The organism is Nonomuraea sp. H19 (assembly GCF_052068215.1).
Taxonomy (GTDB): domain Bacteria; phylum Actinomycetota; class Actinomycetes; order Streptosporangiales; family Streptosporangiaceae; genus Nonomuraea.
In genome coordinates this window covers 25,518-40,124 of the sequence record NZ_JBQHCV010000005.1, presented here as the reverse complement: position 1 = coordinate 40,124, position 14,607 = coordinate 25,518, and the positions used below count along the sequence as shown (strand labels likewise).

Sequence of the window (14,607 nt, the reverse complement as noted above, 5' to 3'; positions counted from 1 at the left end):
CCACGCCGCCACGCCGCCTATGTCGTGCTGTGCCGGATCAACCGATGAAGCCGGGCGGCGGCTTCAGCTCGCTCAGGACCGGGAGGGCACGGGTGGCGTACAGCGGGTCGATGGGGAGCACGTGCCGCGCCCACCAGCGCGCCGGCTCCGGGTCCGGTGACGCCTCCGTGAAGTCAGGCGCGTAGTCGTCGTACGGCGGGTCGTACAGGTAGCCCGTGGCGACCCCCTGCCGCTCCAGCGCGACGATGGCCGCGTCCCGGTCGCGCACCAGCAGCGGCACCCGGAACAGCGGCTGCCCCAGGTTGTCACGTACGGCGGGCGCGACGAGAGGCAGCTCGGCCAGCCGCGCGACGCCCGACAGCCGCCGCCCGCGCTCGGCGGGGACCTTGGCCAGGCGCCTGGACTGGTACCACAGGGCCGCCCGGCCGCGCCGCGCGCGGTAGTCGTGCAGGTCGGCGCGTACCCAGGGGTCGAAGGGCGGCAGCGCGGGGACCTGCTTGAGAGCGCGTGACAGCCCCTCCGGGTCGAGGGCGATGCGGTAGCCCTCGCGCTGCTCCTGCAGGCCGAGGGCGCGCATGAGGGCGAGCGCCGGGCGTACGAGGTCCAGCTTGAGCGCCGCCTGACGCGCCATGGAGGTGGCCACGCTGAGCAGGTCCGCTCTGAGCGAGCCCTTGGCGAGCAGTTCGTCGCGGGCGCGTTCGAGGGCGCGCAGGTCGGATTCCTGCTCGACGGCCAGGACCCCGCCCGATCCCGCCCCGGCGTGCTTGGAGAGGCTGAAGACCGCCGCCTGGCCGAACGTCCCCAGCGGACGCCCGCCGACGCTGGTTTCCATGGCGTGCGCCACGTCCTCGATCAGAATTTTCCCGGCGAAGGCGGACACCCGGTCAGGGAGCCCGTACAAGTTGGTCGTCAGCACGGCGTCCACGGCGGAGAGATCGACCCGGGAGGCGTCGATGTTGCCGTCGTGGGGGGACAGGGGCGCGATCACCGGCCGCAGACCGGCCGCGAGCACCAGAAACAGGATCTCGTCGGCCGAGATGGGGGACATGAGCAACCGCTGTCCCGGCGTGCACCAGTGACGTAGTGCCAGGTAGAGGCCCAGCCGGTTGGAGGGCAGGGGCAGACAGTGACGGCCCGTGCGCGTTGCGATATGTTTCACCGCTGTATGACAGTACGGAAGCGCCCATAGGTTTTCAATGCCTTGTCGGCCGTTTTGAGCAACAGCGGGTTGGCCATCACGGTTGCGCGCGTCTTGCGCGCCGGGACCCGCATCATCCAATGGACGCCCGCCGCCGCGCTGGTCCTGGCAACGCGTCCTTCGGCCACCTCAAGCTCGCCGTTCTTGAGCTTGTCCTTGTATTCCTTCTGGCCCCGGCCCATGTCGATCACCTGGATCCCGGATTCGGCGGCCCGCTCGGCCATCGCCAGGTGGTGGATGAGGCCGGGGGAGTAGCGGGCGAATCGGGTGTCGTAGGCGGGGAACCAGCCGACGAGCGTCGTCCGTGTACGGAGCCCGAAATGCCCGGCCACCGGCACGTCATCCGCGTACACCATGTCGAGCACCCCGGCGAAGCTCTCCGACTGTGTGGCCAGCAGCCGCTCGACCAGCTCGACGATCCACTGGTGCGCGAACCTGTCGGTCCGCCCCGTACGCCGGTATTGGTCGGTCTTCCAGCCGAGCAGGGTGTGCAGCGGCCGCAGGGCCGTGGTCGCGTAGTCGTGGCGCAGCGCCCCCGTCTCGCGCTGGAGCTTGCGCGACTTGGCCAGGGTGCTTTTGTACGTCTTGCCGGAGTGCTCCCTGAGCGTTGCGGTGTAGTTGTCGTATCCGTCGCGCAGGTCGATGATCGGCGACGCGTGCCGCTCGTGCCGGTTGTTCAGCAGCGGCTGACCGGACACCAGGTGGTCGAACTCGTAGACGGCCAGCCCGCAGGCTTTGATCAACTGGATCGGGTTGATCTCGAAGTCCTTGGCGTAGACCAGCCCTTGCGCGTCCGTCAGCCCCGCGGCGACCGGTTTGCCGATGCCCATCGGGTGCCGCTCAAAAGGGAAAAACCCCACGATGTCCGGACCGTCATAAAGGACGGCGACCTGTACGTCATTTCGGAGCCCGCCCACCGTTATCGTAAATTCTGGCGACAAAAAGGGGTTGTCGAGGGCAGGGTCGGACTCCTGCAGAGCTCGCCATCGGCTCACTTCTGGCTGTCCCAGCTCACGAGGGAGGGCAAGGGTGACGCGCATGGGCTCCTACTGTTGGCATTCCACTTGCTGACCAGCGTGCGGGTAGACGTATACGCCCAGGGTAAAGGCACTTACCAGATGGTTGATCTGCGAGGCTACGAACGTTACACAACTCACAGGTGGTTTACACGACCGAGTGGCGTTCTAGTGTGGGTTCATGACCGTACCTGGCATTGACCGGCCCCGCCTGGTCGCGTGGATGGGCAGCAACGTGCCCGATGCGGGTGAGCCCCTGTCCGTCTCGCTGATCTCCGGCGGCAGGTCCAACTTGACCTACCTGGTCGAGACGCGCGAGCGCCGCCTGGTGCTGCGCCGCCCGCCGCTCGGTCATGTGCTGCCCACCGCCCACGACATGCGCCGCGAGTGGCGGGTCATCTCGGCCCTGGCGCCGACGCCCGTACCGGTGCCCGAGCCGGTCGCGTTCTGCGGCGACGAGGACGTGATCGGGGCGCCGTTCTATCTCATGGGGTACGTCGAGGGCGCGGCCGTACGGACCCAGGACGAGCTCGGCGATCCGGCACCGGAGCAGGCACGGCGACTGTCGGAGCAGCTGGCCGAGGTCCTGGCCGCCATCCACGCCGTGGACTACCGCGAGGCGGGGCTGAGCGACTTCGGGCGTCCCGAGGGCTACATGGCCAGGCAGCTCGACCGGTGGTGCCAGCAGTGGGACCGGTCGAAGACCGCCGACCTGCCGGAGTACGACCGGCTGGTGGAGCGGTTGCGGTCGCGGTTGCCGGTGGAGTCGGCGAGCACGCTGGTGCACGGGGACTACCGGCTGGACAACACGCTGATCCGGGATTTGAAGATCATGGCGGTGGTGGACTGGGAGATGTCCACGCTCGGCGATCCGCTGGCCGATCTGGGGCTGACGCTCACGTACTGGCATGATCGCGGGGACGAGGAACGAGCCGCGATCCCGGTGGCCGGAGATGTGACGGTGGCTCCCGGGTTCATGAACGCCGCCGAGTTCGCCGCCCACTACACGAAGGTGTCCGGTCGGGATATTTCAGATCTTGGGTTTTATGTGGCTTTCGGTAACTTCAAACTCGCCGTCATCGTGGAGGGTATCCACGCGCGCTTCCGGCAGGGTAAGACCGTGGGGGAGGGGTTCGACGGGATCGGCTCGGCGGTGCCGACGCTGATCTCCCGCGCACACCGCATGCTCGACCACGCCTGACCTCGGCACCCCGCAAGGAGCGAGCGCCATGAGCACAGTTGCACTCATCACCGGAGCGGCGAGCGGCATCGGCGCGGCCACGGCGCGGCGTCTTTCGGCGGGCGGCGTCAGATGCGTCCTCGTCGACCGCGACGGCGAAGGAGTCGAGCGGGTGGCCAAGGAGGTGGAGGGATCCTGGCTGGCCGCCGACGTCAGCCACGAGGAGGCCTCGCTGGAGGCCGTGGCGCTGGCCGAGCGCCGCTACGGGCGGCTGGATCTGGTGCACCTCAACGCGGGGATCCCCGGCAGGGTGGATCTGGCGGAGTTCGACCTGGAGCGTTACCGCCAGGTGATGGGGGTGAACGTGGACGGCGTGGTCTTCGGCGTGCGCGCCGCCATGCCGCTGCTCGTCCGTGGCGGCGGTGGCGCCATCGTCGTCACGTCGTCGCTGGCCGGGCTGGTGGGCTACGCTGGCGACCCGATCTACACCATGACCAAGCACGCCGTCGTCGGCCTCGTCAGGGCACTGGCCGAGCCGCTGTCCGCCCAGAACATCCGGATCAGCGCCGTCTGCCCCGGATTCACCGACACGCCGCTGGTGGCCGAAGCGCGGGAGATGTTCGTCAACGCTGGATTCCCCCTGCTCCCGGCCGAGGACGTGGCCGCCGCCGTGGAATCGGCGTTCTACACGGACACGCCTGGCACACTATTGATTGTCCAGCCCGGCAGGCAGCCGGTGCCGTACCGCTATGCCGGGGTTCCCGGGCCCGCCGGGGGCCAGCGGCCGCCACGTGCGGATTGACGGCAAGTCGCTTGCAAGTGGGACGATTAGCTTGATAGGGGCTGGGCCATGCCCAGCCCCTATCACGTCCGCGACCCGTGAGGAGCCTTCAGTGATTCCGACCGACGGCCGACACGCGCGCCGACGTTCGCCCTGGCCGATCGCACTGGGGGCAGGAATCCTCGCGGTCGTCCTCGTGGCGGGCATCATGGTGTACGCCTCCAGCCGATCCAAGTCCCGCAGCGAGTTCGTCGGCAGCGAGGTCGCCACGCAGGTGCCCACCCAACCGGCGCCCGAACTGGAGCAGCCGCCGGCCCTGGAGGCCTGGCCGCGCTGGGGCGTGACGCACACCCAATACAGCGCCGACAACGAGCCGCAGGACGTCGTGGAGCAGGCCAGGGGCGTGCTCGGGCGGGTCCCGATGCTGCAGAACCAGCACATCATGGGCTGGGGCGTCGGCAACCCCGAGCCCAGCCCCGGACAGTACAACTTCCGCGACCTCGACCGGCGGCTGAAGTTCATGTCGTCGTCGCGCGGGTTGCCCGTGATCACGCTGTGCTGCGCGCCCGACTGGATGAAGGGCGGACAGGCCGGGCGTACGGACTGGAGCAAGAACCACACGGTCGCGCCGGAGCCGGAGCATTTCGACGACTTCGCCAAGCTGGCCACGCGGGTCGCCAAGCAGTACCCGACCGTCAAGCACTACATGGTGTGGAACGAGTTCAAGGGCTTCTGGAACCCGGCCACGAACCAGTGGGACGCCGAGGGCTACACCGAGATGTACAACAAGGTCTACACGGCCCTGAAGAAGGTGAACAAGGACATCCAGGTCGGCGGGCCGTACATCTCGGTCGACAGCAGCTCCCGCTCCTCTGACTCATCGGAGCTGAGCGGCCCATGGGGAAAGATCGACCAGCGTTCCCTGGACGCGATCCAGTATTGGATCGACAACAAGAAGGGCGCCGACTTCATCGTGGTCGACGGCGCCTCGATGGCGAAGGACAAGGGCAACGTCCCCGACGACTTCGCCGCTCAGGCCAAGTTCAGCGCGATCACGACGTGGCTGCGGCAGAAGAGCGACGACCTGCCGGTGTGGTGGGCCGAGTGGTACGTCGAGCCCGACAACTCTGGGTGGAGCGAGGAGAAGCGGACGGCCGTGCAGGCGACGGCGCTGATGGAGTTCGCCAAGAGCGGCGTCACGACGGCCCTGTACTGGAACCCGCAGCTCAAGGGCACGGGCGATTGCCCCGGCTGCCTGTGGTCACCGAAGGTCGGCGGCGAACTGCCGATGGCGGGGCTGCTGAGCGGGTTCACGAAGTGGTTCCCGTCAGGGGTGCAGGTGGCCGAGGCGCAATCGTCGGACGAACGGGTGAGGGTCCTGGCCCAGGAACGTCAGGCCGTGATGGTGAACACCTCGGATGAGGACGTGACGGCGACGGTGGACGGCAGGCAGGTCAGCCTGAAGCCGTACGAGATCAAGTGGGCCGGCAGAGGCGGCGCGTAGCTTCCTCCCCGGCCCGGCCGCTCAAACTCGCCTGCAGCGATCGAGCAGGATGGGGACGCCGTCGCCGTCCAGCTCGCCGCAGTAGGCCGTGCGCCCTGTCATGGCCATGGTCAGCGCCAAGGTGGTGCCGGTCACGAGTGGCCCCGAACCTGCGGTGAAGGGGCCGTCGGCCGCGACGAGCCGGAGCCCGCCGATCCGGCCCTTGGCGAGAACGACCAGGTCGGAGCCCCGATAGTACTCAGCCACCCGGGTAACCGTGTCGATCGGGTAGTCACGCCGGATACCCAGGGGGCGCCTGATGTCCTCCCCGTGCACGATCGTTTCACCGAGCATCGCGATGGCCGGGAGCGGAGGCTTGGTGGTGCCGGCGATGACACGCCGGAACCTGCCGAGTGTCTCGGCCGGCGTCGCGCCCAACTGCTCCGCCAGTCGCATCGCCACCTGCTTGTCGAAGTCGAACCGGCAGCGGATCACACCCACCAGCCACCGCACAGGGGTGAGGCTCGCCCCCGCGGTGAGGTGCGCGAGCACGTCGCGCACCGCCAACCCGGCGCACAGGGACGGTGTCGCCCATTGCTCTTCCGTCAGGCTCTCGAGGTCGGCCGCCAGAGCCGCCCGTTCGCCATGAATCAGCGGCCAGGTGCCCGTCTCGCGTTTCACCCTGGTCATGTCTGTCGCCTCCTGCTTCCGGTCTCCCGCCACCGCCGGACGCGTGCGGTCCGCGTGAGCGAAGATGTCGTCCTGCGAAGAAGATGACTCCCGCGATGGGGCGCAATTGTCGCTCGCGGGCGAAGTTTCTGCAGCGCGAGATCTCGACGTGGCGCAGGTCACGATGGGGGACTCGGCGGGATGTGTGCCGCGATCTGCTCGCGCGCGTGCTCGCACTCGGCGAAGCTGTACGGACAGGCCAGCGCGTGCTCGATGAGATCCTTGGCCGCGCGGGCCCGTGAGATGCGCTGCTCCAGCTCCACGACGTGACGGCGCAACAGGTCCCGGTGATCCATCGGGCTGGGCGCGGACAGTAACGTGCGCAGCTCCGTCAGCGTGAATCCGGCTTCCTTGCCCATGCGGATCAGCGCCACCTGCGCGAGGTCGGCCTGTCCGTAACTCCGCTGTCCGCCCGCCCGCCGGGCCGGCCGGAGCAGGCCCACGCTCTCCCAATGTCGCAGCACGTGCGTGGGCAGGCCGAACCGTTCGGCCAGCTCGCCGATCGACAGGTTCTCGCTTGACTTCATGCATACATTAACCGGCACCGTTGGCCGCATGATCAAGCAATCGATCGCGATCACCCGCGTGGTGAACTCCTGCGTGCTGCTCGAACTGGACGGCCACCCGGTGCTCACCGACCCCTGGTTCACCGAGCGATGGTGGCTGCGGCGCGGCGAGCCGCTGGGCCTGCGGATCGCCGACCTGCCTCCACTGGCCGCCGTCGTCGTCACCAACCCGGCCACCAACCACTGGGACCTGCGCGCCCTGCGCATGCTGCCGGACAAGGACATCCCCCTGTACGCCCCCGTCCCGCACATGGTTCGCCGGGCCAAAGCGCTCGGTTTCCGGAATGCCGAGCGGCTGAGCTGGGGAGAGACCCGGCAGATCGCGCCGGGCGTGTCCATGCGGGTGGTGCCCTCGGGGCGCACGCTGATGTGGCCCAACAACGCCTACGTCTTCACCACGGCCGGCACGCACGTGTTCTTCGGCGGGGAGATGGCTGAAGTCGGCCCGCTGGAGCGGTACCGGGCCGAGCACCGGGCGGTGGACCTCGCCCTGTTGCCGGTCAACGGGCTGCGTCCGGTGTTCGGCCCGCGCCTGGTGATGGATCCCGCCCGCGCGGTGGCCGGGGCGTCCGTACTCGGTGCGAAGGTGCTGGTCCCGGTGCACGACGCCCACGGACACGACCCGATGTCGGCGCTGTTCCGGACCAGCGGCACCGCCGCTGACGCGGTGGCGCTGGCCGGGCCGCACCTCCGGGTCGTGGACCTGCCGCCGGGCGAGCGCTGGACAGCCGCCCCCTGAGGCTTTCCTTCGGCGTGGCACCGCCGGATCGGCGTGACTTCGGATTTCATATCGGGGACGGGCGACGCCGGTATGAAACTTTTCATGACACAAACGACGTCAAAGATGTGTCATGCCATTGACGAACGTCTCACACATGGCGCATATTCAGTAACCCCTGGCATCCGCCACGTCACAAGGAGACGTCATGGCAGAGACCTTCGTCCTCATCACCGGTGCCTGTCACGGCGGCTGGACCTGGCGGCTCGTCGCCCAGCACCTGCGTGCCGCCGGTCACCGCGTCCTGGCCCCGACCCTGCCCGGTCTCGCCGACGGCGACAATCCCGAGCGGCATAGCCTGGCGGAGGTGAGCGACTTCATCGTCGACCTCGTCGAGCGCAACGACCTGAGGGACGTCACGATGGTCGCGCACAGCTGGGGCGGCTACCCGATGACAGGCGCCGCGCACCGGCTCGCGCACCGGCTGCGCAAGCTCGTCTACTGGGGCGCGTTCGTCCCGGCGGAGGGCGCGTCCCTGATGGACGAGGTCCCGCCCCACTACGCCGAGATGTTCACCCAGCTCGCGGCGGCGTCGGGGAACAACAGCGTCGTCTTCCCCTACGAGGTGTTCTGCGCGGCGTTCATGCAGGACGCCGACGAGACCACGCAGCGCCTGATCCACGGCCTGCTCGTCCCGCAGCCAATGCGCTACTTCACCGAGACCGTCCTGCCGGTGGACCCGGCGGCGCTCGGCGTGCCCGCCACCTACGTGACCGGGCCGGAGGACCATGCCCTGCCGCCGGGCGAGTTCGGCTGGACGCCCCGTTTTCCGCAGCGGCTCGGCACGGGCGCCCCTGTCATCGAGCATCCGGGCAGCCACGAGGCCCAGTTCACCCGCCCGGCCGAGCTCGCCGCCGCCTTGCTCAAGGCTTGACCAACGTCTCGGCGTTCAGGCGGCTGATCTTGCCGGCGCTTTCAGCGCCGCTTCAGCTGTGACATGCTCCTAGTCGTCCAATTGGGATACCTCGACCACGGTGAGATGTCCTGACAACTCCTTCGCGGCCGCGTTCCAGTGTGCGGCGTCCGTCGTGAGGATGGGGCAGTTGCAAGCACTGCTTGCAGTGCTGTCTGCACGTCCCAGAGCTCGCTGGGCGTGTCGGCTCCCAGCCGCATCCGTGCCAGGTCGACGGTGTCATGGAACGTCGAGAGCGCCGCGAAGGTCGCCGAATCGAGTCGGCCGACCCCGCGCATGACAGCGAGCTGCTCGTTGGTGGCGGTCCTCTCCACGGTGGCGCCGGTGACCGCCAGTGCAGGCACGATGATGGCGATGTTCGCGGCGTCGAGCTGCTGGAGCAGGGCGACCACGTCGTTGTCGCCGCAACCCACTTCGGCCAGCAAAGACGCGTCCAGAACATATCCGTCAGCCGGCATTCAAGATCTCCTGTGCCTTGCGTGCGCGACGCTGGGCTCGCTCTACGACGGCGGGGTCCTGGTTGGCCTTTTCGACGGCGGTACGCCAGGCAACGTCGGCTTGGCGTTCCGTCTCCATCCGGTGAAGTGCGGCTTCGTTGAAGTACGCCGACACTGAACGAGCCCGCCCGAGCTCCACTTGTTCGGCGGCGTACCTGTGAACGGCTTCGTCCACTGTGATAGTGATCGGCTTAGTGTTCATATGTTCATCATGCGAATGTGGAGGCTGGCCGTCCCGCGAACCGCCGACGATGTTGGGCGGTGGCGCCGGCGGTTCGGCAAACTGAGACGGGAGCTCAGCTCTTGATCGCCGCAGTGAGCCGGGCGACAAAGCTCTGCTCGGCCGAGGAGATGCCGCCGGCGCCGTCGGAGACCCTGACGGCGATCTCGATCAGCCACTGTCCGTAGGCGTGTACGTCGTGCTCAGTGCCTTTGACGCGGAGCAGGGCGATGGCCGTCGGTGCCTTGCCCAGCGCATCAGCGACTGCTTCGCCCGGGCCCGACCCGATGGTCTCTCCCTCAGGGGTGCGTGCAGCAAGTGCTTCGATGAACTCGCTGCCGTACCGCTCGGCCTCCACGAGGACCTTGCCGCCGGCGTACAGCTCCCTGGCCGTTGCGGCGAGGCCGTCCTCCTCGGCGAGCACGGCCGCCCACGCCACTTGCCGCGGTACGTGAAGCAGCAGGTCGAGCTCGTCCCCGGTGAATGTCGACAGGTCTGTCATGGCCTCACGTTCTTCGTGCGGAATCCAGGTCCCAGCTGATGATCGCATAGCGCGAGGTCATAGACGATCGCCGCATTTACGGTCAATTCAGGCCGAAGTGCGGCAGGCATGGCTCCAGGCCGTGGATCTCCACCGGGACCGGGCTGGTGAAGTCGTCGTGGTGCAGGCGCAGGCGTTGCTGGACGGCGCGCTGCCCGCGTACCTGGTGGACGGACAGGCCGTCGGGCCGGTAGCCGAGCTTGCGGGAGACGGCCAGCGAGGCAGGGTTGTCCAGGAAGGCGCTGGAGACCGCCGTCTGGGCGGCGAGCCCGGCGAAGGCCAGATGGAGTACGGCGGCGCGCATCTCGGTGCCGAGCCCGGCACCCTGGTGGGCGCGGCCCAGCCAGGAGCCGGTGTGCACCTCTCGGGTGATCGGGAAGTCGGAGGCGGACAGGTCCTGGGTGCCGATCACGCGGCCCTCGTGGACGGCGACGAAGTTGCCGGACCACTGCTCGGGCCGCCACCGCGAGATGACTCCGAGGTGGAAACGGACGACGTTGCCCGGCAGGTCGGCGGCGGAGGCGTCGGTCCACGGCACGCCGAACGGCATCAGGTCCGGATCGTGTACGCCTTCCAAGGCCCGCTCGGCCAGCTCGTCGAGGTCGTCCAGGGAGGGGAGACGCAGCTCGAGCCGGGGCGTGGTCAGTCGCAGGTTGAAGAGAGGCCAGTGGCGCATGCCGACCCATTGTTCCGATCTCCGCCGCCGAGGTCACCCGAATATTCACCACCGAGGCCGCCGCGACGATGATCGGGGCCTTCGCCGGGCCTGTCCTGAGCGAACTGACCGGCCTTCCGCCGGCCCTCAACGCGGCTTGCGCGGTCACGCTGCTATCCGCCCTGCTCACGCTCTGGCTGGTGCCCCGCGGCGACAGGTTCCTCCAGGACACGGAAGGCCGGATCTCAGGCGGTCGATGAGGCGTGGCGGGGCCGGTAGGAGGGTTTGCGCCAGTACGTGAGGTAGCGCAGCACCCACTCCACCGGCCCGTACCGGTGCTCCTTGAGCCACCAACGGCTGTAAAGGACCTGGGCGACGAAGATGCCCAGGGCGATCACCACCTCCACGGGCGGGCTGACGCGGTCCACGAGCGCCAGCCCGTACCCCGTGAAGATCAATGCACAGATCAGCGACTGCGCCAGGTAGTTGGACAGCGCCATTCGCCCCGGCGCGGCCAGGGCGCGGCCTGTCCGCGGCATATGCGGCAGCAGCCGCAGGAACGTGGCCCCGTACGCGGCCGCCAGCAGCGGAGCCGTCACCAGGTCCACCGCCTCGCCCCAGAACTTGTGCACCGTGCCGGTCCAGGCCGACGCCGTGTAGAACAGCGCGCCGGCCAGCCCGACCGTGAAGCCGGCCCACTGCAGCTTGCGCAGCGCGGCCGTGTGGGCGGACAGGTCGCGCAGGGCGCCGAGCTTGCCGACCGCCAGGCCGATCAGGCAAGCGGCCAGCACGGCAGGCCCTTGGAAGAGCACCCGCATGATGATGACCAGGGACAGCTTGTGTATGTGCTCAGAGACGATCTGCCAGACGGTCCCGCCCAGCATGGCGTCCGACCTGGCGGCGCTCGCGGCAGTCTCCGCGACCTTTCCTGACATGTCCAGCCCGGCCATGGCCATCACGGCCAGCAGCACGAAGCCGAGGGCCAGGAGCGACGTCAGGCCGACGGCCAGTTGCACCGCTGCTTTGGGAGTGATCCTGCGCAGCACCAGCAGCGCCACGCCCACGACCGCGTACGTCGTCAGGATGTCCCCGGGGAACAGCAGCACCGCGTGCGCCAGCCCGATCAGCAGCAGCCCGGCCAGCCGCCGCAGGAACATCGGCACGAAGGGCCGGCCCTGTCGCGCGGCCGAGTCGAGCTGGAGCGTGAAGCTGTAGCCGAACAGGAACGAGAACAGCAGGTAGAACTTGTTCTCCATGAGCAGGGTCACAGTCCACCGCACGGCCCAGTCCAGCGGTCCGTGGAAGGCGGGCTCCGCCAACCCGGCCATCCGGTAGCCGGAGGCCAGGAAGGCGATGTTCACGACGAGGATGCCCAGGAGCGAGAAGCCTCGTAAGGCGTCAACAGAAGCGATCCGGGCAGCCGCGGCAGGTCGTGTGCCCGGGATGGCGGGATGTGTCTTCTGTGTCCTCATTGAAGAGCATCATTCCGCACATCCTGAGCGTTTCCTGTGAATTCAGTTATTTTGTGCGATGTAGATGAACCGTTCGGCGATCACCGCTACGGCCACCACGAACCCGGGCACAGCCAGGAAGAGCAGGCGCTTTCGCGCCTTCCGCGCCCGGTTCGGGCCGTTGAGCCGGATGATTTCGTAGCCGAACAATGCGGCCCAGGTCACACCCAGCGCGCCGAGGCCCACCGGCGTCCAGGGCGAGGTCGGGTCGCCGCGCCCCTCGAACGGGTTCGGTTCGGGGATCTCGGTGCCGCGGACGAACTTCTTCCACGTGTAGAGCGCCGCGTCCTGGTTCGAGTAGACCCTCTTCAGGTCCGGCGAGGCGTCCAGCGCCGCGCGGAACTTCTCTCCCCAGTCGGCCGGGAAGCCCTCGTTGAGTTGCAGGTAGCTCACCTGACCGCGGCTCACCATGAGGAACGAGTTCCGCGGCGACTCCTGTAGCTTCTTGACCGCGTCCGCGATCTTCGTCGGGTCCTTGTGCACGAGCGCCTGCAGGTTGAAGCTGACGATCTCGACGTCCCGCTCGCCCCACGGCATGGTGGGCGTGACCTCGGGGCCCTCCTTGGGCACCAGGTAGATCACCCTGGCGCTGGGCTTGTCGTGGTCGTAGACGTAGTGCATGGCGGCCACCTCGCCGGCGGTGACCCGCTCGAACTTCTCGTTGCCGTACCTGGCCAGCAGGAACGCGAACGCGAACAGCACCGCGAAGCAGGCGGCGAGCACGACCGAGATCTTCTTGGTGAGCTCGGGGTTGAAGCGCACGTTCCGCTTGCGCAGCGGCACGGTCTCCTCGCGCACGTCCGCGCTGTCGGCAGGCAGGTTCGGGAAGAACGCGTACGCGGCCAGCAGACAGGCGCCGGGCAGCGCGAACATGTAGATCCGCAGCCCGATCTCGCCGCCGTAGCTCTGCAGCCCGAGCGCCATCACCGGCACGCAGAGCAGGATCAGCGCCGACCGGTCGAACACCCCGCGCCGCAACCGCCTGAACAGGCCGGTCCCCGCCAGGCTGAGGATGACCACGAGGATGCCGAGGCGGGCCTGGAGCACCATCGCGTGCGCCGGGTCACTGCCCTCGATCCGGTCGCCGGTGTTGCTGCGCAGGTTCTGGAAGATCCGGCCCAGGCCGCCGAAGATCGCATCGATCTGGCTGGCCCAGAAACCGACCGTCATGTAGCTGATCCAGGCCAGCACCACCAGCCCGAGGAAGAACGGCAGCGTCCACGTCAGCGACGTCCGCCTGAAGATCAGCAGAGCGGTGACGACGCCGAGCATCATGAACGGCGTGATCTGATGCGAGGCCACCGCCGCGATGAACAACGCCAGCAGCATGAGCAGCATGAGCAGCTTGTCGGCGCGGTACGTGCCGGTATTGGCGAGCTCGCCCGGCGTCATCGCGTCCAGCTTGCCCAGCAGCTTGCGCAGGCCCTTGGGCGCAATCGGCTTGGTACGCTGCTCCACCCGGCCGAACCAGCGCAACAGGATCGCCACGAACGCCAGATACAGGGCGAACGTGAAGCCCTGCGGTGAGAAGTAGTCCTGACCGATCCACTGCACCAGCACGAACAGCAGCGCCGCGAACCACCGCGCCCGCGTGGTCGCCACGACCTGGCGCAGGATCAGCACGAACGGCAGCAGGTAGAGCAGGTTCGACACGAGCGGCGTCCACTGCAGGATCGGCGTCATGTCAGTGATCCCGGCGGCCTTCGTCACGAACGCGAACAACGCGAAGAAGCCCGGCCAGCCCATGCGGGCGTCGATGCTGATCGCCGTCTCGCCGGTCCTGCCGATGAACTCCACGAAACCGGCATGGATGTACGCCGTGGGGAAGCGGGGCTCCTCCGCGACGAGGGCGCCGGCGCCGTGCAGGGCGAACGTGATGGCGGCGATCTGGAACAGCAGCAGGAACTTGCGGTCGGTGCTCTGGGCGACCGTGACGAAGAACGACGCGATCATGATGAGGATGGCGATGAACGCCGTCGTCGGAAGCGCCGAGATCAGGCCCAGGCCGTCGATGTTGCTGGGATCCACGCCCCGCAGCGGGCCCGAGGGGACCTTGAGGGCGAGGACGTACATGACCAGGCCCTCGAGGACCAGCAGGACGGGCAGCCACTTGGGGGCGCCGGCGATCAGCGCGCCGATGCGGCCACCCGCGGGGCGCGGCTTGGGCGCGGCCTGCTGCTGAGGCGCCTGGTGCGGTGCCTGCTGCGGTGCCGGCTGGGGCGCCTGCTGCGGTGCCTGCTGCCTCGGTGCCTGCTGGTGGAGACCCTGTTGGTGGAGGCCCTGCTGCGGCGGCGCGCTCGGGGCCGCAGTCGGCCCCCCGCCGCCCTGAGGTGGCGCCCCGGCGGGCTGCACCGAAGCGGCCGGCCCTTGAGACGCGCCCGCTCCTGGCCCGGCGACTCCTCCGCCGGCAGCCGTCCCCGGCCTGGCGGCCCCTCCGCCGGCAGCCGTCCCCGGCCTGGCGGCCCCTCCGCCTGTCCCTTGGGCGGGCGCTCCTCCACCTGTCCCTTGAGCGGGCGCCGCTCCGCTGCGCGCCCCTCCG

Annotated in this window: 15 protein-coding genes; 5 read left to right on the top strand and 10 right to left on the bottom strand. The window is 68.6% G+C overall.

Annotated features, from left to right (window positions below; all coding sequences use genetic code 11):
• Positions 1-37: 37 nt before the first annotated feature.
• Together ACTMTI_RS11900 and ACTMTI_RS11895 are read right to left on the bottom strand one after the other, a co-directional pair.
• Positions 38-1,159: a DegT/DnrJ/EryC1/StrS family aminotransferase gene (locus ACTMTI_RS11900; RefSeq protein WP_441120323.1), complete on the bottom strand. Its 1,122-nt coding sequence runs from the start codon at positions 1,157-1,159 to the stop codon at positions 38-40.
• Positions 1,156-2,028, bottom strand: a complete 873-nt coding sequence (locus ACTMTI_RS11895; RefSeq protein ID WP_441120322.1) for a GNAT family N-acetyltransferase — start codon at positions 2,026-2,028, stop codon at positions 1,156-1,158. Before ACTMTI_RS11895 ends, ACTMTI_RS11900 begins: the two co-directional genes overlap by 4 nt.
• A gap of 367 nt (positions 2,029-2,395) precedes the next feature.
• Between ACTMTI_RS11895 and ACTMTI_RS11890 the strand changes: the two genes are divergently transcribed.
• From ACTMTI_RS11890 to ACTMTI_RS11880, 3 genes are all read left to right on the top strand, one after another.
• Positions 2,396-3,415 (top strand): phosphotransferase family protein, encoded by a 1,020-nt coding sequence (locus ACTMTI_RS11890; RefSeq protein WP_441120321.1) that lies wholly within the window; start codon positions 2,396-2,398, stop codon positions 3,413-3,415.
• 28 nt (positions 3,416-3,443) lie between these two features.
• Positions 3,444-4,196: an SDR family oxidoreductase gene (locus ACTMTI_RS11885; protein WP_441120320.1), complete on the top strand. Its 753-nt coding sequence runs from the start codon at positions 3,444-3,446 to the stop codon at positions 4,194-4,196.
• A 91-nt stretch (positions 4,197-4,287) separates the two neighbouring features.
• A complete protein-coding gene (locus tag ACTMTI_RS11880; protein ID WP_441120319.1) occupies positions 4,288-5,679 on the top strand; it encodes a GH39 family glycosyl hydrolase in 1,392 nt (463 codons plus the stop codon).
• 21 nt (positions 5,680-5,700) lie between these two features.
• Here the strand turns inward: ACTMTI_RS11880 and ACTMTI_RS11875 are convergent, their stop codons facing one another.
• Both ACTMTI_RS11875 and ACTMTI_RS11870 read right to left on the bottom strand, forming a co-directional pair.
• Positions 5,701-6,348, bottom strand: coding sequence for a maleylpyruvate isomerase family mycothiol-dependent enzyme (locus tag ACTMTI_RS11875; RefSeq protein ID WP_441120318.1), 648 nt, complete (start codon positions 6,346-6,348; stop codon positions 5,701-5,703).
• 158 nt (positions 6,349-6,506) lie between these two features.
• Positions 6,507-6,914 carry a MerR family transcriptional regulator gene (locus ACTMTI_RS11870; RefSeq protein WP_441120317.1) on the bottom strand — a complete coding sequence of 136 codons (408 nt, stop codon included), beginning with the start codon at positions 6,912-6,914 and terminating at the stop codon, positions 6,507-6,509.
• Positions 6,915-6,942: 28 nt separating this feature from the next.
• Between ACTMTI_RS11870 and ACTMTI_RS11865 the strand changes: the two genes are divergently transcribed.
• Positions 6,943-7,692, top strand: a complete 750-nt coding sequence (locus ACTMTI_RS11865; protein WP_441120316.1) for an MBL fold metallo-hydrolase — start codon at positions 6,943-6,945, stop codon at positions 7,690-7,692.
• Positions 7,693-7,879: 187 nt separating this feature from the next.
• Positions 7,880-8,605, top strand: a complete 726-nt coding sequence (locus ACTMTI_RS11860) for an alpha/beta fold hydrolase (protein ID WP_441120315.1) — start codon at positions 7,880-7,882, stop codon at positions 8,603-8,605.
• A gap of 41 nt (positions 8,606-8,646) precedes the next feature.
• Here the strand turns inward: ACTMTI_RS11860 and ACTMTI_RS11855 are convergent, their stop codons facing one another.
• From ACTMTI_RS11855 to ACTMTI_RS11830, 6 genes are all read right to left on the bottom strand, one after another.
• On the bottom strand, positions 8,647-9,102 hold the full coding sequence (locus tag ACTMTI_RS11855; protein ID WP_441120314.1) for a hypothetical protein: 456 nt from the start codon (positions 9,100-9,102) through the stop codon (positions 8,647-8,649).
• Entirely contained in the window at positions 9,092-9,343 is a 252-nt protein-coding gene (locus tag ACTMTI_RS11850; RefSeq protein ID WP_441120313.1) for a hypothetical protein, read from the bottom strand. Before ACTMTI_RS11850 ends, ACTMTI_RS11855 begins: the two co-directional genes overlap by 11 nt.
• A 94-nt stretch (positions 9,344-9,437) precedes the next feature.
• On the bottom strand, positions 9,438-9,863 hold the full coding sequence (locus tag ACTMTI_RS11845) for a hypothetical protein (protein WP_441120312.1): 426 nt from the start codon (positions 9,861-9,863) through the stop codon (positions 9,438-9,440).
• 82 nt (positions 9,864-9,945) lie between these two features.
• Positions 9,946-10,578 (bottom strand): GNAT family N-acetyltransferase, encoded by a 633-nt coding sequence (locus ACTMTI_RS11840; RefSeq protein ID WP_441120311.1) that lies wholly within the window; start codon positions 10,576-10,578, stop codon positions 9,946-9,948.
• 224 nt (positions 10,579-10,802) lie between these two features.
• Entirely contained in the window at positions 10,803-11,918 is a 1,116-nt protein-coding gene (locus tag ACTMTI_RS11835; protein ID WP_441120310.1) for a DUF418 domain-containing protein, read from the bottom strand.
• Between the two features lie 153 nt (positions 11,919-12,071).
• Positions 12,072-14,420, bottom strand: coding sequence for a hypothetical protein (locus tag ACTMTI_RS11830; protein ID WP_441120309.1), 2,349 nt, complete (start codon positions 14,418-14,420; stop codon positions 12,072-12,074).
• Between the last annotated feature and the right edge of the window lie 187 nt (positions 14,421-14,607).

What these genes read in the sequence shown, in the direction of transcription:
- ACTMTI_RS11895 (WP_441120322.1), bottom strand. Translation starts at nt 2,028, where the DNA reads ATGGGCATCGGCAAACCGGTCGCCGCGGGGCTGACGGACGCGCAAGGG.
- ACTMTI_RS11890 (WP_441120321.1), top strand. Translation starts at nt 2,396, where the DNA reads ATGACCGTACCTGGCATTGACCGGCCCCGCCTGGTCGCGTGGATGGGC.
- ACTMTI_RS11885 (WP_441120320.1), top strand. Translation starts at nt 3,444, where the DNA reads ATGAGCACAGTTGCACTCATCACCGGAGCGGCGAGCGGCATCGGCGCG.
- ACTMTI_RS11875 (WP_441120318.1), bottom strand. Translation starts at nt 6,348, where the DNA reads ATGACCAGGGTGAAACGCGAGACGGGCACCTGGCCGCTGATTCATGGC.
- ACTMTI_RS11870 (WP_441120317.1), bottom strand. Translation starts at nt 6,914, where the DNA reads ATGAAGTCAAGCGAGAACCTGTCGATCGGCGAGCTGGCCGAACGGTTC.
- ACTMTI_RS11865 (WP_441120316.1), top strand. Translation starts at nt 6,943, where the DNA reads ATGATCAAGCAATCGATCGCGATCACCCGCGTGGTGAACTCCTGCGTG.
- ACTMTI_RS11860 (WP_441120315.1), top strand. Translation starts at nt 7,880, where the DNA reads ATGGCAGAGACCTTCGTCCTCATCACCGGTGCCTGTCACGGCGGCTGG.
- ACTMTI_RS11855 (WP_441120314.1), bottom strand. Translation starts at nt 9,102, where the DNA reads ATGCCGGCTGACGGATATGTTCTGGACGCGTCTTTGCTGGCCGAAGTG.
- ACTMTI_RS11850 (WP_441120313.1), bottom strand. Translation starts at nt 9,343, where the DNA reads ATGAACACTAAGCCGATCACTATCACAGTGGACGAAGCCGTTCACAGG.
- ACTMTI_RS11845 (WP_441120312.1), bottom strand. Translation starts at nt 9,863, where the DNA reads ATGACAGACCTGTCGACATTCACCGGGGACGAGCTCGACCTGCTGCTT.
- ACTMTI_RS11840 (WP_441120311.1), bottom strand. Translation starts at nt 10,578, where the DNA reads ATGCGCCACTGGCCTCTCTTCAACCTGCGACTGACCACGCCCCGGCTC.